The following is a 20,888-nucleotide window of genomic DNA, read 5'->3' on the forward strand; positions in this document are numbered from 1 at the left end:
GTCTGAGTTAACTCCATAAAGGCAAGAATGAAACGGGTTCGCAGGCCGGCGACGCCCATCCCTAGGCGCTGGAACAAGCAACCTGCCGAATGATGCTGGAGGTTGTTACGCCATCCGCCCAATAACCTCGGCGACCTTTGCGCCAATCTCCGCCGGACTCTCAACTACGTGCATCCCGGCTGCGCGCATCGCCTCCATCTTTTCCGCCGCCGTACCTTTGCCGCCAGCGATAATGGCGCCGGCATGGCCCATCCGACGGCCGGGAGGAGCGGTACGTCCCGCGACAAATCCAATCACCGGCTTAGTCATTGACTGCTTGACGAACGCGGCGGCCATTTCCTCATCCGTTCCACCAATTTCGCCGATCATAACCACGGCGTCCGTGTCAGGATCATCCTGAAACAGGCGCAGGACATCCACGAACCGCAGGCCGATGATCGGGTCGCCGCCGATGCCGACACAGGTGGATTGCCCAAGGCCAAGTTGTGTGAGCTGAAAAACCGCCTCATACGTCAGCGTCCCGCTGCGGGAAACGACGCCAATTCGTCCGGGACGGTGAATATGCGCGGGCATAATACCAACTTTACACTCGCCGGGCGTGATGACGCCCGGACAGTTCGGCCCAATCAGCCGAACGCCCCGCTTTTTGACGAAATCAAAAGCCCGCATCATGTCCACCGTCGGGATGCCCTCTGTGATGCAAACAATCAACGGCACGCCTGCTTCAGCAGCCTCCATGATCGCGTCCGCACCAAAGGCGGGCGGGACGTAAATGACGCTTGCGTTGGCCCCGGTGGCAGCGACGGCCTGCGCAACGGTGTCAAACACTGGAACGCCCTCGTGCGTCGTACCCCCCTTGTTGGGGGTCACGCCCGCCACAATCTTCGTGCCGTATTCCTTCATTTGTCGGGCGTGAAACGTGCCTTCGCGTCCGGTGATGCCCTGCACCACAAGACGAGTTTCTTTGTTGACTAAGATACTCATAAGCGCGGATGTCAGCCTTCCGCCGCGCCGACCGTTGACGTGCGCGGCGGAGCGAGAAAGACTCAAAACTTGAGTCGGATGTACTTGAACGGCGAGAGCCGTACGTCATAAATGGTCTTCGTTAGTTCCGCCGTGAATTCAGCCAGTTCGCGCCGGAGGCGTCCGTCGTGAAGCCATTTCCCGGCAGTGCCTTCGGCGCGCTCCAATCGTCCACGGACAGCCGCTGCGCCATCACGCGTCGCCTGCAACTTTCGGCGGAAGGCGGCGTCCTTTGCCGCCCGTCCTAGGGCGCTTTGCTCGGACGCCCGCCGCAGTGCGTCAAAGCGCTCCGCCAGACGGTTATAACGTGCTTGAAGCCGCGTCGCCTGCTCACGCCACTTCGGGTCGGTTAGCAACTTCCCTGTCGCACCGCGCCCAGCTTCCAGATTGACGCGCAGTTGGGCGGCGGCGGTCTGAAGCGCGGCCACGCGCGGGCGCAAGCGGCGTCGCGCCGATGCAGCGAAACCCGACCCCGTGCGAAGCGATTGTTCAAGTGCTCCTAGCTCGGCCTGCAAGGCGGTAAGCTGGTCGGCTAGTTCACGGCGTTTGAGTGCTGCACCCAGCGTGCCTTCACCGCGTTCAAGCCGAGTCTGAACCCCCACAAGCCGCTCCCGCATCGCCAGTAGATTGGCGTTGACTTCGGCACTGCGCAGGGCAATGGTACGCGAATCGCCTTCGATTCGTCCGGCAATGAAATCGCCCTCCGCAACGGGCGGCGCGGCAGCGCTGCCCGGCAGGATGTCCACAATCCGGTCAGCCAATGTCCCTTCGCGCTTGAGGACGGCGACGGCGTCCCGGTGGATGAGCTGCGTTACGCTGAAGCCCGTCAGCCGCCGGTCAATACCGAGCGCCACCTGAACCTGCGGAGTGTCATTTTCAACACGCCCGCGAGCATCCAACAACGTGAGCCGCTGCACCGCGCCGACTTTGACGCCGGAGAGCCGTACTTCCGCGCCGGGACGCAATCCGTCCACGTCGTGAAACACCACGTAGAGCGTGAAGCGGTGGCGCGCTTGGTACGACTGCCACCCCAGCGCCGCCGCCACGATTGCGAGCGCCAGCGTCACCAGCCAGAACGTGCGTCGCTTGGCCGGCTCGTATCGTTCGGCGCTGCGGGTCGGCGCGATTTCTCCAACGGGCGGGCGGGAAGCCATGCGACGGGCACCAGGCTGGGGTCAACCGTACGGCCGCAGAGCATAGTGCGCCGGACGACTGTGAGGCAACCGCCGACCTCATACAAAACTTTTCTGGAACACGCTTCCCCAAAGGCGGTATAGCTGCGTGCGATTGAAATTAAACCGGCGCGTAAACCGGTGCGCGGCGGAACCCGCCCCCAGCCCGCCGCACGTACGCGCGTTTCTCCAGACTCCAATGACACGTATGCTTCGCTGTTTCCATTGCCTACTGCTTGGCCTGCTGCTTGCGGCGGTGATGACCGTTTTGAGCCAAGCGCAGGAAACCACCCGCCCGTTGCTCGCACGCACGCCGACCGCCAACCGTACGCACATCGTCTTTGCCTTCGCCGGCGACCTGTGGCGCGTCCCACGAAGCGGCGGTGAGGCCGTTCAACTCACCAACCATCCCGGTGTTGAGGCGGACCCTATCTTTTCACCTGACGGAAGACTGATTGCCTTCACGGGGCAGTATGACGGCAATACGGATGTTTATGTCGTACCAGCAACGGGCGGCATCCCGCAGCGCCTGACCTATCATCCCGACGTAGATCGTGTCGTCGGTTGGACGCCGGACGGCAGGCGCGTCTTGTTTGCAAGCGCCCGGTTGAGCGAGTCGGGACGGACGCAACGCCTGTTCACCGTGGATAAAAACGGCGGCCCGGCCGAGCCGCTGCCGTTGCCAATGGCCACGTACGGCAGTTTCTCGCCGGATGGGTCCAAACTGGTCTATGAACCCCTCCCGCGCGCCTTCGCAGCGTGGAAACGCTATCGCGGCGGGCGGGCGTCGTACCTGTGGGTGGCCGAACTGGCCGATTCAAGTGTGACGAAAATTCCGCGCACCGACGCCAACGACTTCAATCCGATGTGGATCGGGAAGACAATCTACTTCCTCTCCGACCGCAACGGCCCTGTGACGCTTTTCGCCTATGATCCGACGACCAAAAAAGTAACGCAGGTGCTCAAACATGACGGCTTGGACATCAAATCCGCTTCGGCGGCGGTCGGCGGCGACGAGGCGATTGTGTACGAGCAGTTTGGCGGCCTGCATGTGTTCGATGTGAAAACCGGCAAACATGCGCCGGTCAACATCACGCTCAACGGCGACATCAGCAGTATCCGCCCACGCTTCGAAAAGGTTGGAACGCGGATAACGGACGCCGCCGTATCGCCGACCGGCATGCGCGTCGCGTTTGAAGCGCGCGGTGAGATTCTGACCGTCCCCGCGGAGAAGGGCACGATTCGCAATCTGACGGCGACGCCGGGCGCGGCGGAACGCAATCCGGCTTGGTCACCAGACGGTCAATGGGTCGCCTATTTTTCCGATGTTTCGGGAGAGTATGAACTGCACCTGCGGGAGCAGACCGGCGTCGGCGAACTCAAGACAATCAAGCTGGAGCCGTCGTTTTACTACTCGCCCACGTGGTCGCCAGACAGCAAGAAAATTGCCTTCACCGACAAGCGGCTCAACTTTTGGCTGGCCGATGTAGAAACCGGAACGGTCGTCAAGTTTGATACGGCGCAGCGCACCGGCGGCGCAGGCTTCCGGCTGCGCGCGCCGGCGTGGTCGCCCGACAGCCAGTGGCTCGCCTATACGAAGCCGATGCGTTCGGCCTACAGCGCGGCCTTTGTTTACAGCCTCGAAAGTAAGCAGGTCACACAGATCACTGACGCCGCCAGCGACATCACCGGCGCGGTCTTTGACCGCAACGGCAAGTACCTATACCTGCTTTCCAGTACGAATATTGGCCCGGCGCTCAACGGCTTTGACATGTCGAGCTACGCGCACCGCAACGACACCGTTCGGTCGGTACACGCCGCTGTGCTGCGCAAAACCGACCCATCGCCCGCCGCCCCGGAAAGCGATGACGAAAAGGTGGGCGAAGAGAAAAAAAGCGGTGACGGCACGGCGGCCGGCGGCGGGACGGGACGACCGGGCGACAAGCCCAAGGAAACGCCGAAGGTCGTTATTGACTTCGATGGGCTAAGCCAACGCATCGTCGCCCTGCCGATTCCAGCGCGCGCTTTTGTCGGCTTTGACGTAGGGAAGTCGAATACGTTGTACCTGTACGAGTCTAGCGGCGGCGGACCCGGTGGTGGGCCAAGCACAGCGGGACTCATCGTGCACAAGTTCGACGTGGAGAAGCGGAAGCTTGAAAAAATTCTGGAAGGCGTTGCCCGCTTCCAGCCGACGGCGAACGGTGAGAAGTGTCTCTACCAGCAGGGACAAAACTGGTTCATCGCCTCCCTGAGCGCCCCCATCAAACCGGGTGAGGGCAAGCTGCGGACGGAGGAAATGGAAGTCAAGGTCGAGCCGCGCTTGGAGTGGGCGCAGATGTACCGCGAAGTGTGGCGGCTGGAGCGCGACTTCTTCTACGACCCGACGTACCACGGCTTGGATTTGCAGGCGACGGCGCGGAAATACGAGCCGTATCTCAAGGCCGTTATGCACCGGGCGGATTTGAACTATCTCTTTGAGGAAATGCTTGGCGAACTGAGCGTCGGGCATCTCTACGTACGCGGCGGCGACTTGCCGGAAATCAGACGTGTATCGGGCGGGCTGCTCGGCGCGGATTACACGGTTGAGAACGGCCGCTACCGCATCGCCAAGATTTACGAAGGCGAGAACTGGAACCCGCAGCTTCGTGCGCCGCTGACGCAGCCGGGCGTCAACGTCAACGTCGGAGATTACATTCTGGCCGTCAACGGCGAAGAAGTGACGGCGGCCGAGGACATTCATCGGTATTTTGAAGGGACGGCCGACAAGCAAATCGTCTTGAAGGTCAGCCCGACGCCGGACGGTTCCAACGCCCGGACAGTCACGGTCGTGCCGACGGCGAGTGAGTCAAGTCTCCGCAATTTGGCGTGGATTGAAGGCAACCGGCGGCGCGTCGCCGAACTGAGCGGCGGGCGGCTGGCCTACCTCTGGCTGCCGGATACGGCGGCGGGCGGCTACACGAACTTCAACCGTTACTTCTTCTCGCAACTCGACAAGGAAGGGGCGGTTGTGGACGAGCGGTTCAACGGCGGCGGACAGGCGGCCGACTACATCATTGACTACCTGCGCAAGCCGCTGCTGAGTTACTGGGCGGTACGCGACGGTGAGGATTTCCGCACGCCGTTTGGGACGCTGCCAGGGCCGAAAGTTATGATTATCAACGAGTACGCCGGTTCGGGCGGCGATTTGATGCCGTGGATGTTCCGGCGACTTGGCATCGGGCCACTGGTTGGCAAGCGGACATGGGGCGGGTTGGTCGGCATCGGTGGCTATCCGGCGTTGATGGACGGCGGGACGGTTACGGCCCCGCACTTTGCGTTCTATTCGCCGGAAGGCAAGTGGGAGATTGAAAATCACGGCGTTGCGCCGGACATCGAAGTTGAGCTTGACCCGCAGGCGTGGCGCAACGGGCGCGACACCCAGCTTGAACGGGCGGTGGCGGTCGCTATGGAAACCCTGACGAAGAATCCGCCGCCCGCGAAGCCGAAGCGTCCAGCGTATCCAAACTACCACCCTCGGAAGTAGTCGTGGAGTACGGGCATCTTGCCCGTACTCCAAAACTTGCCCGTACTCCGAGCTTGTCCCTACTCCAACTTGCTCGTACTCCAAGGCTCTTCCGCCTGTCGGTCAGTGGATGGCAAGCAGGCGCGGACGCCTGCGCTCCAATGGCTACTTGCGTCCGACGCCAAGGTAACGAAATCCGGCGCGCCGGGCTTGCGCCGGATCGCAAACGTTGCGCAGGTCGGCGATGGCCGGCGTCCGCATCACGGCATGAAGCCGTTCCAAATCCAGCTTGCGGTAGAGATTCCACTCAGTGGCGATGATGAGTAGGTCGCAGCCGGCGGCCGTCTCATAGGGGTCTTCACAAAACGTCACATCCGGCAGCAGCGCTTGGGCTTCGGGGATGGCGACGGGATCGCTTGCTCGGAGCGTCACTCCCAACGCCCGTACGCCCTTCGCAATCGCCAGCGCCGGCGATTCGCGCAGGTCGCTCGTTTCGGGCTTGAACGTCAATCCCAGTAGCCCGGCGACCTTTTCGTGGTACGGCTCGCCCAGCAGCGTTTTGATTTTGTGCAGCATGGCGTCGTGCATGCCAGCGTTGACGGCAATGCCGGCTTCGACAATCCGCAGCACATGGCCGTGGCTGCGCGCCAGATGCGCCAGCGCCTGTGTGTCCTTGGGAAAACATGAACCGCCGTAGCCTGGCCCCGGCGACAAAAACTTGTTGCCAATGCGACTGTCTAGGCCCATCCCATGCGCGACATCCACGACATCGCAGCCCAGCCGATCGCACAACAACGCCATGTCGTTGATGAAGGAAATCTTGACGGCCAGAAAGGCGTTCGAGGCGTACTTGATGAGTTCCGCAGTCTCGACTGTCGTGGCGACGAGCGGGACGCCCGTTTGCAGCAGTGGTGCATAAAGGTCGCGTAAAATTGCGTTCGCCTGCGGGTCTTCACAGCCGATGATGATGCGCTCCGGGTGCATAAAATCGTTGATGGCGTCGCCTTCGCGCAGGAATTCGGGATTTGACGCCACGCTGAAACTCGCTCCGGCCGGACACCGTTCCTCCATTACGCGCCGAATGGCCTGGCCTGTCCCAGTTGGGACGGTGCTTTTCGTGACGATAACCTTATAGCCGTCCAGCGCCTCGGCGATCTGCGCGGCGACGGCCTCAACCTGCGATAAGTCGGGGCTGCCGTCAGGGTTAGGCGGTGTCCCAACGGCAATAAACACCACCAGCGCCCCCTGAACGGCGGCTTTCAGGTCGGTTGTGAAGTGAATCCGGCCGGCGCGGCGGTTTTTCGCAATCAGCACGTCAAGACCCGGCTCGTAAATCGGGACGCGCCCCTCTTTCAACATGGCGATTTTGGCGACGTCTTTGTCCACGCAGGTGACGTGGACGCCGAATTCCGCAAAGCAGGCCCCAGTGACGAGACCCACGTAACCTGTACCCACGATAGCGATGTGCATGGCGATGTTTGCGTTCTAGCCGAGGTCGCGCGGTCTGCTTTTTGCGACTCTGGCAAAGCGCCGATAGGCTGTCAAACCGGTTGGTTCGTACCGACGGGTGGGACAGGCGACAGGACGCCCCAGAGGTCATGGAGATGCACGATCCCCTCAACGCGGTCGGCGGCGTCCACGATGATCAAAGACGTAATCCGGTGGTCTTCCATCGCGCGCAGCGCCGCCACCGCTCGGTCGCCGGCGCGCGCCGTACGTGGTCGCGAATGTCGGGAACGGCGTCCAGCCAGCGCCTGCGTCGCCGTCAACTGCAAAAACACGTCCGGTTGATGCTCCATCAGGCGTCGCAAGTCGCCGTCGGAAATCACGCCGACCAGTCGCCCTTCAGCGTCCACGACGGTCGTTATGCCGAAACCCTTGCGCGAAATCTCGTGGATGATGTCCGGCATCAGCGTCGTCGGCGCGACGCGGGGTACGTCGTCGCCGACGTGCATTACATCGCGCACCCGCAGCAGTTCGCGTCCAAGCTTGCCGCCGGGATGCCGGGCGGCGAAGTCTTCGGGAGCAAAGCCACGCGCCGCACCGACGGCGACGGCCAGGGCATCCCCTAGCGCCATAGCCGCCGTGGTGGAAGCCGTCGGAGCAAGGTTGAGCGGACAGGCTTCACTGTCCACCCACGTGAGCAAAACCGCCGTCGCCGCGCGTCCAAGCGTCGAATCGTCACGCCCTAGGACAGCGATGAGCGGCAACGCCATCCGCCGAAAGCTAGGCAGCAGCCGAACAATTTCGTCCGTCTCGCCACTATGGGAAAACACGAGCAGCACATCTTCTTCGGTCACGCGCCCAATGTCGCCGTGCGCGGCTTCCGCTGGATGCAGGAAAAACGACGGCGTACCTAGACTGGCGAGCGTCGCCGAGGTCTTGCGCGCAACGAAGCCGCTTTTGCCCATCCCCAGCGTCACGACATGCCCACGTCCGGCAAGAATAATCTCCACGGCGCGGTCAAAGTCGGCGTTCAAGCGGTCTACCAGACGCGCGACGGCTTCCGCTTCAACCCGCAGCACCTGCCGTCCACGTTCGAGATGTGTCATGCGTTGTCCTTCTTGTCCTTGTCCGCGTCATGACGGCCAAGCTCAATCATGGCTTCGGCGCGGGCGTAGCGTCCGCCGACTTTGCCGGCCATTTCACCCAAGTCAGTGTCCAGTCGGTCAAGCTCGCCGAGCATTCGCGCCAATCCGGGACTGAGATTCGCGACTTCAGCCGACGAAGCAGGGGCGTCGCGCAAAAGCTGAAGTTGTTCCATGAAGGCGCGCTCTTCGTCGGTCAGTGTCCCCTTGTACTGCTTCAACAGGAGGGCGTTGTACTGGGCTTGTTGTTCCGGGGTCAGCATCGGCGTTCTCCTCGAAAACGGCGGCGCTCAGTGTGGTCATTTAGCCGCCGATGATAAAGACTTGGCTGGCGCCGCGTCCATTCGGTCTAACCTCAACTCGGTAGCCAATCCGCTCAGTCAGTTCTGGGATGTGGGAAATCACTCCAATCTGGCGGCCAGTCGCCTGCAACTGGTCAAGCATCCCCAAGGCGACTTCAAGCGATTGCGAATCGAGCGTGCCGAAGCCTTCGTCAATAAACAGCGACTCAACCACCACTCTGTTGGCGGACATCGCCGACAGTCCCAGCGCGAGCGCGAGTGAGATCAGAAACGTCTCGCCGCCCGACAGCGTGGTGATGGGACGAACAGCGTCAGCCATGGCGTGGTCAATGACCTGTAGCTCCAGCTCTGCCCCTCGAACCGGCGCAAGCCGGTAACGCTGACGAAGCTGCTGCAAATAGTGGTTGGCGTGGTCAAGCAAAGTTTGGAAACGTAGGCTCTGAGCGAACAGGCGAAACTTCTTGCCGTCCGCCGAGCCGATCACGTCATTGAGTTTCGCCCAAACTTCGTACGTCGCGCGCTGTGCTTTGATTTTTTCGGCTAGGTCCAAAGCGCGGCGGCGGAGTTCGTCATCTTGCCGGAGCCGTTCGGCAAGCGCGCCAATTGCCTTGTTGGCTTCGGCGATTTGCACATCCAGTTCTGCAAGCCTGGATTCAACATCGGCATGCAGCATGGTCAGTGGGTTTGACGCTAAGTGCGCGTCAAGCTCGCGTTGTTTGCTTTCAAGCGCGCCCTTGGCGGCGACACAGGCGTGATCAAGCGCCTCGATGCGCGCTTTCAATGCCTGTCGTTCAGCAACTGGAACAGACAACAATGCATTCAGTTCTTCAACGTCTAGGCCGGCAGCGGCGAGCGCCGCATCCAGCGCCATACGCGCGTCGGCGGCCTCTTGGGCAGCTATGGCGCACTGCGCTTCGGCTGCCTTAAGAGCGGTTTCGGCGGCGACTTTGCGACTCGCAGCTTCGGTCAATTTTTGACGCGCGTCATCCAGCCGACGGTCGGTTTCGTGAAGCGCGTCGTCAAGCGCCTTGACCACTTCCGCCGTCGGCTTTCCATCGAGTAGCGCGGCGCGTGACCGGCGATGTTGCTCAAGTTCGGCGGCGACGGCGGCGCGTTCGTCTTCAGCTTGTTCGCGCGTTGTTTGAGCCGCGTGGTACGCCGACTGCCGGCCGGCGATGTCGCGTTCGATGTCGCTGCGGCGCGTCAAAGCGGCCTGCCGGCTTTGCTCCGTGGCCTCCCACGCTTTGACAAGCGCCTGCGCCCATTCAAAGAAGGCGTCGGCGTCCGCATCCAGCTTCACCCGCCACTCGGCTTCCCACGCAAAAGCCGGCTCAAGCGCCTGAAGCGCCTGTTCACGTTGCGCCGTTTGCGACTCGCGTCGGGTTCGGCAAAGCCTCCAGTCGCCTTCCAGGCGTTGTTTTTCGGCTTCGAGGCGTTGCAACGCTTCCTGCGCCGACTGCGCTTGGGCGCTGAGTTGGTTGACGCGGTCTTGAGCCGCATCGCGTTCGCTGCGCGCCGCTTCGTAGGCGTTTTCATCCTCGTCAAGCTTGGCTTTTTCGGCGGTGAGCCGCCCAAAAGCGGCTTCTAGGCTCGCCTGCGCACGAGGGTCGAGCGGCGACGCCGGGAAGCCGGATGGGCGCAACGTCTCCCACTGTACGCATTGGCTTTGCCGACGGGCTTCGGCTGCGGCAAGACGTTCCTGCCCAGCCTTGGCGCTGGTTTCCTCGGCGGCGATATGTTTTTCAACTTGTCGGAGCTCGGCGTCGCGCGCAGCAAGCGCCTGCTGCGCTGCGTCAAGCTCACTTTTGAGGCGGGCGACCAACTCGCTCGGTGGGGCTGGTTGGTCAGCGTCCGGGTGCTCGGTTGAGCCGCACAACGGGCAGGGTTTTCCGGGGAACAACAGGTCGGGGCGGCGTGCAGCCAGTTCTTCCGTCGCTTGCGCCAAGCGCAGTTCTTGTTCGCGCGCGTTCCTCTCCGCTTCAAGCGCCCTGCGACCGCCGGTTAGTTCAGCGTGTTGTTGCTTGAGCCGGGCAAGGGCGTTTTGGGCGGCGCGGACATCGCGTTCAGCGGCGGCGCGGTCGGCTTCCGCCTGGACAGCTTCCTCCCACAGTCGCTTGAGTCGTTCCAGCCTCTTTTGCTGCTCCTCAAGTTGACGCCGTGTTTCCTGTCGCGCCGCGGGCGACCGCACTGCCTGAAGCGCCTCAAACACCTGCGTCGCAGAGGAGAGCGCCGCCGTCGCTGCTTCCAGTTGCACGTTCGCTTCCCGAACGATCTGCCGCGCCTGCTCAAGCGCATCCGTGAGCGTCCCTATCGCTTCGCCTAGTTGCGCTTCTTCGTCCGACAATCGAACAATTTCCCGACTGGCGGCGGCGTAGGCCTGGATGTCGCGCTCCCACAGCGACGATTGTCTGACCAGTGTTTCCAAATGCCCCTGTGCGGCAAGCCACTGGTTGGCCCGTCCGATGGCTTCGTCAACTTCAGCTCGTTCAAGGACGGCCTCTTCAAGCTTGGCATGTGCGTCCCGTTCCCGCCGAGCGGCTTCTTCGCAGCGGCGCTCGACCTCCGCGTGTCGCTTGGCGGCTTCGGCAAGCCGCACGTCAAGCGCGCGCGCCTGCTCAAATTCCGGTTGCTTGGCTTCGCGCTCGGCTTGGATGGCGCGTAATTGTTCCTCAGCTTCCTGTGCTTGACTTTGCGCTTCAGCGAACGCCTCGCCTGCGGCGCTAAGCCGCTCCACAGCGGCGGCTTGCTGCGCGGCGGCCTCATCGTACGCCTCACGCGCCCGAAGACAGCGTTCCGAAAGATGACGCAAGCCTTCGGCCTGCTCGATTCGCGCCAGATACGCAGCGTCTCCGTCAGCCTCCTGGCGCGCTTCCACGGCGGCTTGGTGCGCAGCTTTGGCCTCCCGGAGATCGCGCTCAAGCGTGTCCCGCCGCGCGCACCACTGTCGCGCGGCTTCATAAGTTTGCCGCTCATCTGTGAGCCGTCGGCGTTGTTCTTCACGAGCTTCTTTTTCCGCCTGCGCCGCCGCCCGCTCATCGTCAGAAAGCAGCTGAAGCCCACCCGCTTCGGCTTCCAGCGCAGCGAGTTTCGCCTTTTCGGACTTCTCGCGCTCGTGGGCGGCTTTGGAGAGATCGGCATAGAGCTGAGTGTTGGTCAGTGCTTCCAAGATTTGGGCTCGTTCGTCCGCGCTGGCTTTGAGAAACGCGGCGAAGTCACCCTGCGCCAGCAGAACCGACCGACAAAACTGCTCGTAGGTCAGCCCGACCTCGTTGGCAATCAAGGCGCGAGTCGCTTCTTTTTGATGCTCGGTTTTTGATTCACCTTTGGTCAGGTCAAAAAACTCGCTCTTTACATCCTGAAACTTGCCTGTCGCTTTGCCGCGCGCCCGCCGGACACTCCACCTTGCCCGCCAGCAACGGTTGTCGTAGCCGACGAAATCCACTTCGGCAAAGGCTTCCGCTGCGCCGCGTCGGACGATGTGACGAACGTCAGTGATGGTCAGCCCATCCTCCTCCGAGGCGTCTGCGTCGTCGGGTACGCGGTAGCCGCCGCGTTCGCCCTTGACACGCGGCACACGGCCGTAGAGCGCCAAACACATGGCGTCCAGCAGCGTGCTTTTGCCCGCTCCGGTCGGCCCTGTAATGGCGAATAGTCCGGCTTGGGCAAGCGGGCCGTCGGCAAGCGACACATCAAATTCGGTCAGTGAGGCTAGATTGCGGCCGCGAATGGCGAGAATTTTCATAGCGTCTTCAGAGTGACAGCGAGGTTTCCGGCGCACACTCCCGCTGCGTTTGCTCAAGAAGTTCCCGAAAGGCGTTGCACAGCGCCGGCGGCGGCTCGTCTTTGTACTTTGTCCGATAGCACCGAAGAAAAACGTCGCTTGGCTGAAGATCGTGCAAGTTTTGAATGGGCGCATCGGCGGGCGGCGTGTCACCGCGCTGCGGATAAGCGACGTGGATGGCGACGATTTCCACTGCTTTGTCTTCAACGGCTTTATCAATGTCCGCCTTTAGGGTTGGCTGCGGCTGATCAACCGCAACGTGGACCTCCACAAGCGGCGGCAGGCGACCATCGTCATCCGACTTTTGCGGGAGTTGACGCAAAGCCTCCAAGATGACCTGAAGCGGGGCTGCACCCTGCTTGGGAATTCGGTGCAAATCGCGCGCGCGCGGAATGGGCAGCGGCGTGATGCGGACACGCTCGCCGTCCAAGTCAACGAGAACAACTCGGTGTTTGTAGTGACGTTCGTTCATCGAAAGCGGCAATGGTGAGCCGCTGTAGCGGACGTGCTTTTTTCCGGCGACGCGCTGCGCCCTGTGAAGGTGGCCCAGCGCGACATAGGCGACATCAGGTGGAAACAGCTCAACCGGCAGGGCGTCCAGATTGCCACGCTGGATGGCCCGCTCGGTGTCAGAAACCTTGCCGTTGACCATGAAGGCATGCCCCATGGCGACTAACGCCTGTCCCGCTTGGCGTTTTTGGCGGGCGACGTCAAAGCATTCGGCGTAGAGCGCCATCACACCCTGGACCAAATCGCCCGACGCGCCGACATCGAACGGACGAACGAAAGGCATGGCGACACACCACGCAGCGACCTCGCCATTGGTATTGGTCAGCGGGACGAGCAGGCGCTCGAAGTCGAGGGTTTTGTCGCCGCGGCGCGGGACGCCTCCGACGACCCGTACGTTGAACGCCGCCAGCAAATCAGCCGGCGCGTCAAGGCGACCGGCTGAATCGTGATTGCCGCCGATGACGACGACATCCAGCTTGGGCAGCCGGGCGCGGCACTTGGCAAGGAAGTCATAGTACAGCCTTTGCGCCGCAGCGGGTGGGTTGGCGGCGTCAAAGACGTCGCCGGCAATCAACAGCGCATCCACCCGCTCGCGTTCAAGGACACCAAGCAACCAGTCGAGAAAACAAGCCTGCTCGGCGTCGCGCGAAACAACGCCCAGGGTTGCGCCAAGATGCCAGTCTGCTGTGTGCAGCAAGCGCATGGCTCGCCGGCGTCACACGTTCGTTGGTGAACTTGGGGCAGTTGCATACTCAAACTTATAGCCCTGCCCCCAGACCGTCTGGATGTAAACCGGACGGCTTGGAACCGGCTCAATCTTAGCCCGCAGCCGCGCAATATGAGGGTCAACATTGCGCAGGTAGCCTTCTTCGTTCCGCAACTCGTCCAGCAGTCGGTCGCGGGAGAAGACCTGCCCAGGCCGCCGCGCCATTGTCAGTAATATGCGGAACTCCGTCGGCGTCAGATCAATCGGTTTGCCGTTGCGAATGACGCGGCGGCGAATCACGTCAATCGAGAGATCACCGCGCACGAGGATTTCCTCAAACTCTGGGACGAAGGCATGCCGCCGCAGAATGGCTTGCAGCCGTGCGCCGAGTTCCAGCATGTTGAACGGCTTGGTGAGGTAATCGTCGCCGCCGTACGCAAAGCCGCGCAGGCGGGTGTCCAATTCGCTGTCTGTTGATAGAAACAGAATCGGCGACTGAATCCCGCACTCACGGAGTTGACGGCAGATTTGCAGACCGTCAAGGTCAGGCATGACAACGTCGAGAATAATCGCCTGCGGTCGGTGCCGTGTCGCTAACTCAATTGCTTCCCGTGCCGTGGCCGCTTCCATCACGGCGAAGTTCTGTCCGCTTAGGTAGGCCCCAATCGTCAGGCGAATCGTTGGGTCGTCGTCAACAATCAGCACGGTGGGTTTGGTGATGTCGGTCTGGGTCATTTCGGTCATAAGCGTCTCGTTTTTGGAGTTTGGATAAAGGGCTGTCTCGCCGCTTTCGAGCGGTGGATTGAGCGTTCGGCTCACGTTGTCGCCGCGCCGCTTAGCACTTGTGCTACAAAGCGGCTGTACGTTCTGGGGGTTACCCTGCCTTATTCCTTACGCCCGGAGGTCTTTCTGTCATGATCGGAGAAATTGAGCGCCTGCTCGGCGACGAAGCGGAAGCATTGCTGACCTATCGCGCCAAAGGCATTCCCGCCGAACATTTACATCTACCAGGCCCGGATTTTGTAGATCGGGTTTTCGCCCTATCCGACCGTTCGCCGCAAGTATTGCGTAGCTTGCAGCAACTCTTCAACCATGGCCGATTAGCCGGAACAGGTTACATGTCCATCCTGCCGGTTGACCAAGGGGTTGAGCATAGCGCTGGCGCTTCATTTGCGCCCAATCCGATCTACTTCGACGGTGAGAACATCATCAAACTCGCCATCGAAGGCGGTTGTAACGCAGTGGCGACGACGTTCGGCGTCCTTGGTTTCGCTGCGCGCAAATATGCACACAAAATCCCCTTCATCGTCAAAATCAACCACAATGAGTTTCTGTCCTACCCGAACAAGTACGACCAAGTGATGTTTGGGCAGGTCAAACAAGCGTGGAATCTGGGCGCAGTGGCGGTCGGCGCAACCATTTATTTCGGCTCGGCGGAATCCAGCCGTCAGATTCAAGAAGTTTCCGAGGCGTTTCAGGCGGCGCATGAACTGGGGATGGCGACGATTTTGTGGTGCTACACGCGCAACGCCGCATTCAAAACCGCCGAAAAGGATTACCACGTCGCCGCCGACCTGACCGGGCAGGCCAACCATTTGGGTGTGACGCTTCAAGCCGACATCGTCAAGCAAAAACTACCGGAAAACAACGGCGGCTATGAGGCGCTCAAATTCGGTAAGACACACAAGAAGGTCTATACCGAACTGGCGACCGATCATCCCATTGAATGGACGCGCTATCAGGTGGCGAACTGCTACATGGGGCGGGCCGGTCTCATCAACAGCGGCGGCGCGTCAGGCGACAACGATTTTGCGGAAGCCGTTCGCACAGCCGTTATCAACAAACGCGCTGGCGGGATGGGACTTATTTCCGGGCGCAAAGCGTTCCAGCGGCCGATGGCGGAAGGCGTCAAGCTCCTGAACCTCATTCAGGATGTTTATCTTGCGCCGGAAGTGACCATTGCGTGAGCCTAGCGCCTTATCTCAGTTTCGTCATCCCAGCCTACAACGAAGCCGAGCGAATCGCGCCGACGCTGACCGGCGTCGGCGCATATTTCCGCCACCAGCAGGGCGGTGTGGAAGTCATCGTCGTGGACGACGGCTCAACCGATGCAACGGCGGTGATCGTCGCCAAGATGCAGCCTTTACTTGCCGCTCAGGGCCTGGCGCTTTACCTCCTACGCAACCCTGGCAACCACGGCAAGGGGTACAGCGTTCGTCGCGGTTTTCTACAAGCGCGCGGCGACGTGGTGGTGTTTTCGGACGCTGACCTTTCAACGCCGTTAACCGAAACGCCAAAGCTGCTTGGTCCGCTTGAGCGCGGCGAGTGCGAGGCGGTCATCGGTTCGCGCGACCTACCCGACTCGCAGATTGGCGTTCACCAGTCGCCGTGGCGCGAGTTCGCCGGGCGCAGCTTCAACCGCTTTGTGCGCCTGCTGACCGGCTTGCCCTACGCCGACACCCAGTGCGGCTTTAAGGCGTTTCGGCGCGAGGTCTTCACGCCCATCTTTCGCGCGCAACGGACAACGGGTTTCGCCTTCGATGTGGAGATTCTCTACCTCGCCCGTAAGGCTGGCGTGCGCGTTCTGGAAATTCCGGTCGTCTGGAACCATGCCGAAGGCTCGAAGGTCGGGTTGAACTGGCGTTCCATCAAACCGTTCTGGGATGTCGCGGCGCTTTGTTGGCGCGACTGGCGGGGGGGTTACGCCGAACTGTCGGCGACGCCCTTCCCTTCCCTGTCAGGTTGCACAAAATGATCGTAGCCGCCGGCTCGTAACGGGCGTAGTTCATCGGCGAGGCGCAACGCCACAGTTGGGCCTTCTGTGATACGGCCGATACAGGTCAGCAGAAGGCCCTCGGCGGCGAGCGCTTTACGCAGATCAAGGACGGCTGGAACCTGCCTAGGTGCGACCGTAAACAACAGTTCGTAGTCTTCGCCACCGTCAAGCGCCAGTTGTCGCGCACCGTCGGCGTCTCCGGCGACAGCGACGGCGGCCGGTGCAACCGGGAGCGCCTCAGCCTCCAGCACGGCACCGACCCGACTTGCTTCACACAACCGAATGAGGTCAACCGAGAGGCCGTCACTAAGATCAATCATCGCCGTCGCCAGTTGACGCTCGGCAAGGTAACGCCCCAGCTTGAGACGCGCTTCAGGGAACAGAAAGCGCGCCCGTGCTGCGGCGTCCGGCGGCGTAAGCCCCTGCTCGAGGGCGCGGAAAGCCGCTGCCGCTGCGCCCAGCGTCCCACTCACAAACAGGTAGTCGTCCGGCCGCGCCCCGGCACGTGTCACAGCGCACGCCGGCGCAACATCGCCGATAAGGGTGACGGCGATGAACAAGCCATGCGGAGAGGCGATTGTGTCGCCGCCGACCAGTGCAACCTGTGTTCGGTCGGCCAGCGCCAGCAAGCCGTTCACGACGCCTTCTGCAAAGGCATGAGCGTCGGACGGTATTGCTAGGGAAAGCAGACAACAGCGGGGAGTCGCCCCCATTGCGGCGCAATCGCTGAGGTTGGCGGCCAGCGCTTTGTGCCCCACCGCTTCCGCCGGCACATAACGCCGACGGAAGTGCACATCCTCCACTAACGCATCGCTCATGACGACTAGTTGGCGGTTCGGGGGCGGCGTCAGGATGGCGGCGTCGTCGCCGATCCCAAGCAAGATGTCAGAGCGCGTTTGGGCCGCCCGTTGCTGAAGCCAGCGGACAAAGTCACGTTCGGAACGCATAGCGTTTCGCGTCGCGGTTGGGGGCGCGCGCAACCCCATTCCTTCGCGGACTATGCTACAACAAGACATCCAGCGTCATACGGTGGAGCGCCATGTCGGCTGAGCACCCGGTAAGCATTGTTGATCCCCAAGAAGCGACACGGGCGCTGCGAGCGTATCGCTTGCGGCGCATTCGCACGTTGTCGCTGCTGATGCTCGTCATCGTCTTGTGTGGGGCGCTGGTCGTGCAGGCGGCGTTCAACGTACTGCCGTTTTTATCCCCGCGCAGCGTCTCTGGGACGCTGCTGCTGTACGCCCTTTCAGCGTTGAACTTTCTGGCGCTCATCATCCTGCTGGCGCTCCTCATTCGCAACATCGTGAAGTTGCAGCAGGAACGACGGCAGCGGACGCTGGGGGCGTCCTTTCAGACGCGCCTCGTCACCGCTTCACTGGTGGTTTCGGCGTTGCCGCTTCTAATGCTGTTTTTCTTTGCGTATGGTCTCCTCAACCGCAGCTTGGACAAGTGGTTTAACCTGCCGGCGGAACGCTACCGCGAGGACGCGGTCGCCATCCAACGCTTGGTACTGACGCGCGAAATGCGTGCGCTGCACGATGATGGGCGGGCGGTCGCCCGCCGCTTGGCGGCGTACGAACAGCAAACTGCTCCGTCGCGCACGTCCGCCATAGCGGCATTAGCGCCGAGTCTCGCCGCACGAGTCTTTACTGAAGAAGCCCGTGCGCTGGGAATTGAAGCCGGTCAGTGGTTTGACGAACAAGGTGGTGTCCGAGCCTCTTTTGGCGACTGGTCGGCGTTGCCGGCGGCGTTCGTGGCGGACCTGCGGCGGCGCGCCGCCGATCCGTTTCCCACCGGCCATCTAGAAAGCGAACTCAGCACGTACATCGCCGCCGCCGTCCCGCTCGAACAGAACGCCGGCGTGTTGGTCGTCATTCGGACGATGCCGCCGGTGCTTGATCAGAAAATCGCTGAACTGACGCGGGTCGCCAATCAGCGCGCCACCCTCATCGCCGAATCACGGACGATCAAGCTCAACTACTTGCTGATTCTGGGCTTCGTGACATTGTTTTTGATGTTCGGGGCGATGTGGTTCGCCGTCACGACGGCGCGCGTCGTCGTCGTCCCGCTGCGCGCCTTGGCGGAAGCGACGGAAGCTGTCGCACGCGGCAACCTTAACTATGTTGTACGTGTTGAGGCGCATGACGAACTGGCCGTGTTAGTGGAGTCCTTCAACGCTATGGCGCAGCAGCTGCGCGTTCAGCGCGCACAGTTGGATGAGCGCCGCCGCTACATCGAAACGATTCTGGGCAGTTTGTGTACAGGCATTGTGTCACTCGACATGCAGGGACGGGTGACAACCGTCAATCCGGCGGCCTGCAACATGCTGGGAGCGAGCATCGCCGTTGGTGACGACTTTCTAAGCTATGTCCCTGCACCCAACCGAAGCGATTTTGAGCGGTTGCTGAGGCGCGTGCGACGGGTACGACAAGCTAGCTTGGAAACGGAAATCCGCCTGCCGGAACGGCCGTCATTGCAGGTGGCGCTGACGGCGACCGCCCTTTCGGACACGGAAGGACGACCGACCGGCGTGGTGCTCATGCTTGACGACATTTCACCGATTATGCAGGCGCAGCGAAGCGCCGTCTGGAGCGAAGTCGCTCGGCGCATCGCCCATGAAATCAAAAACCCCTTGACCCCGATTCAGCTCTCCGCCGAACGGATTGCGCGCAATGTCGCCCGTCATGCCGGCCATTTGCCGCGTCTGCAAGCAACGGTGGAGGAATGCGCGGCGAGTATCATCGGCGAAGTGGCGACGCTTCAACGGTTGGTGGATGAGTTTTCCCGCTTCGCTAAGTTGCCGGACGCCCGCTTGGAACCCGGTTCACTGGATGAGATTGTGGAACGGACCGTCGTTTTGTATGCCGACCGGTTGGGCGCGATTCAGCTGACGACCGACCTTGCCGGAGACCTGCCGCCGGTGTTGCTTGACGCCGAGCAGATCAAGCGATGCCTTGTCAATCTGATTGACAACGCTCTCCACGCGATTGAGGCCGGCGGCGAGAAACCGGCGCGCGGTGAAATTCACATCAAAACCTGTCACTTGCTCGCGACTGAAAAGGTTCAGCTGCGTGTGGCGGACACCGGGGTTGGCATTCCTCCGGAAGCCCGAGACCGCCTGTTTGAGCCGTACTTTTCAACGCGCGAGCGTGGTACAGGCCTAGGCTTGGCGATTGTGGCGCATATTCTGTCCGACCATCAGGCGACGATTCGGTATGAGCCGAATCATCCCCGTGGCGCGGTGTTTGTCATCGAGTTTCCGGTGGCTGAAGCCGCGCCGCAGCGAGTTCCGGCGGAAATCGAACCGGCGCCGCCGGCGACTTCCCACGTCGTTTGAGGGGCGGCTAGGAACGATTCCTGAACGAGGAGGCGTCATCAATGCAATGTCTGAAACCCTTGATACGCTTGATGTTGAACTTCGGCTTGGCGCTTGCGTTGGTTGGGCACTTGGCCTGTAAGAAGCAGGAGCGCCCGGATGAAGCGGTGGTCGCCGCCAGTCAGTCGTCGCGGGACAACGCAACGCGGGCAAGTATGCTCACTATCGCCCGCGTGCAGTCATCGTTCCACGCCGCCCACGGACGCTATGCATCTATGGCTGAGTTGGTGGATGCTGGTTTCTTACCCAACGACCCTTCTGACGCCCGAATGTCACAATTTTTCATTGAAGCTTCGGAAAATGCCTTTGCCTGCTATAGTGTCCCCACTGACTACCCGGCTTCAGGCCGGATGTCGTATTTCATTGACCAAACAGGCAAACTACGCGGGAGCGACCGGCGCGGCGGACGCGCTTCCGCCACTGACCCAATTATCGAGTAACCAACTTCCGAACCGGCGATTGGTGCACTGGCGTCGTGACACGCCGGTGCAAAACATTGACGCTGACACCATTACAACGGCTGCAGCCTGAAGAATTGCCGCTTCTCTGGCTGGGCCACAAGCGGAGTAGCGAAAACCGAGGAGCTAGGATGAGAGCATGATCGGCGTCCCCCTGAGACGCTGCGCCGGCTAGTCGCCATGTCCAGCAGACAACGGCGGGCGGCCAAACGCGCTGTTTTTCAAATTCCCACTTAGTGGTTCGCAGGAACCACCTACAACGCCAGTATTTTTCACCCTTTCCCGTGCTTGAGGGAAACGATGGCTATCACGATTCAAGATGTTGAAAAAATCGCCCAACTGGCCAACTTGCGCCCGACGCCCGCCGATCTACCCCGGCTGGCGGCGCAAATGGGCGCAATTGTTGAGTACTTTGATCGCTTGAATGAGTTAGACACGACGGATGTGCCGCCGATGGCCCACTGTACAGCTATTGGCGATACGGCGTTACGCCCTGACATTCCCCACACGCCGCCCGGCACGGAGATCGCCTTGGCGAATGCGCCGGAAGCCGGTTATGGGCACTTCAAGGTGCCCCGCGTGCTCTGACACTTCAGGACAACCCCCACAGGGCGCAGCATCATGAACTCGGACGGCAAGGAAAACTTGGGTTGGCGCGCCGTTCTCCGGTGGACGCTCTGGAAGACGGTCTGGT

General features: G+C 61.5%; 15 protein-coding genes. 6 read left to right on the top strand and 9 right to left on the bottom strand.

Annotation, left to right across the window (positions count from 1 at the left end):
- Positions 1-105: 105 nt before the first annotated feature.
- Complete coding sequence (gene sucD, locus NZ585_02350) at positions 106-984, bottom strand: succinate--CoA ligase subunit alpha (protein MCS7078878.1); 879 nt, start codon at positions 982-984, stop codon at positions 106-108.
- A 62-nt stretch (positions 985-1,046) separates the two neighbouring features.
- Positions 1,047-2,177, bottom strand: coding sequence for an MlaD family protein (locus NZ585_02355; GenBank protein ID MCS7078879.1), 1,131 nt, complete (start codon positions 2,175-2,177; stop codon positions 1,047-1,049).
- Positions 2,178-2,403: 226 nt separating this feature from the next.
- Between NZ585_02355 and NZ585_02360 the strand changes: the two genes are divergently transcribed.
- A complete protein-coding gene (locus NZ585_02360; GenBank protein ID MCS7078880.1) occupies positions 2,404-5,718 on the top strand; it encodes a PDZ domain-containing protein in 3,315 nt (1,104 codons plus the stop codon).
- A gap of 144 nt (positions 5,719-5,862) precedes the next feature.
- Here NZ585_02360 and NZ585_02365 read toward each other — a convergent pair whose 3' ends face one another.
- The 6 genes from NZ585_02365 to NZ585_02390 form a co-directional block, all read right to left on the bottom strand.
- Entirely contained in the window at positions 5,863-7,167 is a 1,305-nt protein-coding gene (locus NZ585_02365) for a UDP-glucose/GDP-mannose dehydrogenase family protein (GenBank protein MCS7078881.1), read from the bottom strand.
- 71 nt (positions 7,168-7,238) lie between these two features.
- Positions 7,239-8,249 carry a KpsF/GutQ family sugar-phosphate isomerase gene (locus NZ585_02370; protein MCS7078882.1) on the bottom strand — a complete coding sequence of 337 codons (1,011 nt, stop codon included), beginning with the start codon at positions 8,247-8,249 and terminating at the stop codon, positions 7,239-7,241.
- The gene (locus NZ585_02375) at positions 8,246-8,548 is read right to left on the bottom strand and encodes a hypothetical protein (protein ID MCS7078883.1); all 303 of its coding nucleotides are present in this window, start codon (positions 8,546-8,548) and stop codon (positions 8,246-8,248) included. The genes NZ585_02370 and NZ585_02375 overlap by 4 nt, the downstream gene beginning before the upstream one ends.
- Before the next feature lie 40 nt (positions 8,549-8,588).
- Positions 8,589-12,329: an AAA family ATPase gene (locus NZ585_02380; protein MCS7078884.1), complete on the bottom strand. Its 3,741-nt coding sequence runs from the start codon at positions 12,327-12,329 to the stop codon at positions 8,589-8,591.
- Between the two features lie 7 nt (positions 12,330-12,336).
- Positions 12,337-13,581: an exonuclease SbcCD subunit D C-terminal domain-containing protein gene (locus tag NZ585_02385; protein ID MCS7078885.1), complete on the bottom strand. Its 1,245-nt coding sequence runs from the start codon at positions 13,579-13,581 to the stop codon at positions 12,337-12,339.
- Positions 13,582-13,593: 12 nt separating this feature from the next.
- Positions 13,594-14,328: a response regulator transcription factor gene (locus NZ585_02390; protein MCS7078886.1), complete on the bottom strand. Its 735-nt coding sequence runs from the start codon at positions 14,326-14,328 to the stop codon at positions 13,594-13,596.
- A gap of 170 nt (positions 14,329-14,498) precedes the next feature.
- On the opposite strand from NZ585_02390, the gene NZ585_02395 reads away from it, so the two are divergent.
- Both NZ585_02395 and NZ585_02400 read left to right on the top strand, forming a co-directional pair.
- A complete protein-coding gene (locus tag NZ585_02395) occupies positions 14,499-15,551 on the top strand; it encodes a class I fructose-bisphosphate aldolase (GenBank protein ID MCS7078887.1) in 1,053 nt (350 codons plus the stop codon).
- The gene (locus NZ585_02400; protein ID MCS7078888.1) at positions 15,548-16,339 is read left to right on the top strand and encodes a glycosyltransferase family 2 protein; all 792 of its coding nucleotides are present in this window, start codon (positions 15,548-15,550) and stop codon (positions 16,337-16,339) included. The genes NZ585_02395 and NZ585_02400 overlap by 4 nt, the downstream gene beginning before the upstream one ends.
- Here NZ585_02400 and thiL read toward each other — a convergent pair.
- Positions 16,285-17,307 carry a thiamine-phosphate kinase gene (gene thiL / locus NZ585_02405; GenBank protein ID MCS7078889.1) on the bottom strand — a complete coding sequence of 341 codons (1,023 nt, stop codon included), beginning with the start codon at positions 17,305-17,307 and terminating at the stop codon, positions 16,285-16,287. The two genes, NZ585_02400 and thiL, sit on opposite strands and share 55 nt — an antisense overlap.
- Positions 17,308-17,399: 92 nt before the next feature.
- On the opposite strand from thiL, the gene NZ585_02410 reads away from it, so the two are divergent.
- From NZ585_02410 to gatC, 3 genes are all read left to right on the top strand, one after another.
- Positions 17,400-19,697 (top strand): ATP-binding protein, encoded by a 2,298-nt coding sequence (locus tag NZ585_02410; protein MCS7078890.1) that lies wholly within the window; start codon positions 17,400-17,402, stop codon positions 19,695-19,697.
- A 41-nt stretch (positions 19,698-19,738) separates the two neighbouring features.
- Complete coding sequence (locus tag NZ585_02415) at positions 19,739-20,176, top strand: hypothetical protein (GenBank protein ID MCS7078891.1); 438 nt, start codon at positions 19,739-19,741, stop codon at positions 20,174-20,176.
- A gap of 318 nt (positions 20,177-20,494) precedes the next feature.
- On the top strand, positions 20,495-20,782 hold the full coding sequence (gatC, locus tag NZ585_02420; GenBank protein ID MCS7078892.1) for an Asp-tRNA(Asn)/Glu-tRNA(Gln) amidotransferase subunit GatC: 288 nt from the start codon (positions 20,495-20,497) through the stop codon (positions 20,780-20,782).
- Positions 20,783-20,888: the final 106 nt, after the last annotated feature.

Origin of the sequence: Chloracidobacterium sp. (assembly GCA_025057975.1) — a bacterium.
Lineage (GTDB): Bacteria > Acidobacteriota > Blastocatellia > Chloracidobacteriales > Chloracidobacteriaceae > Chloracidobacterium.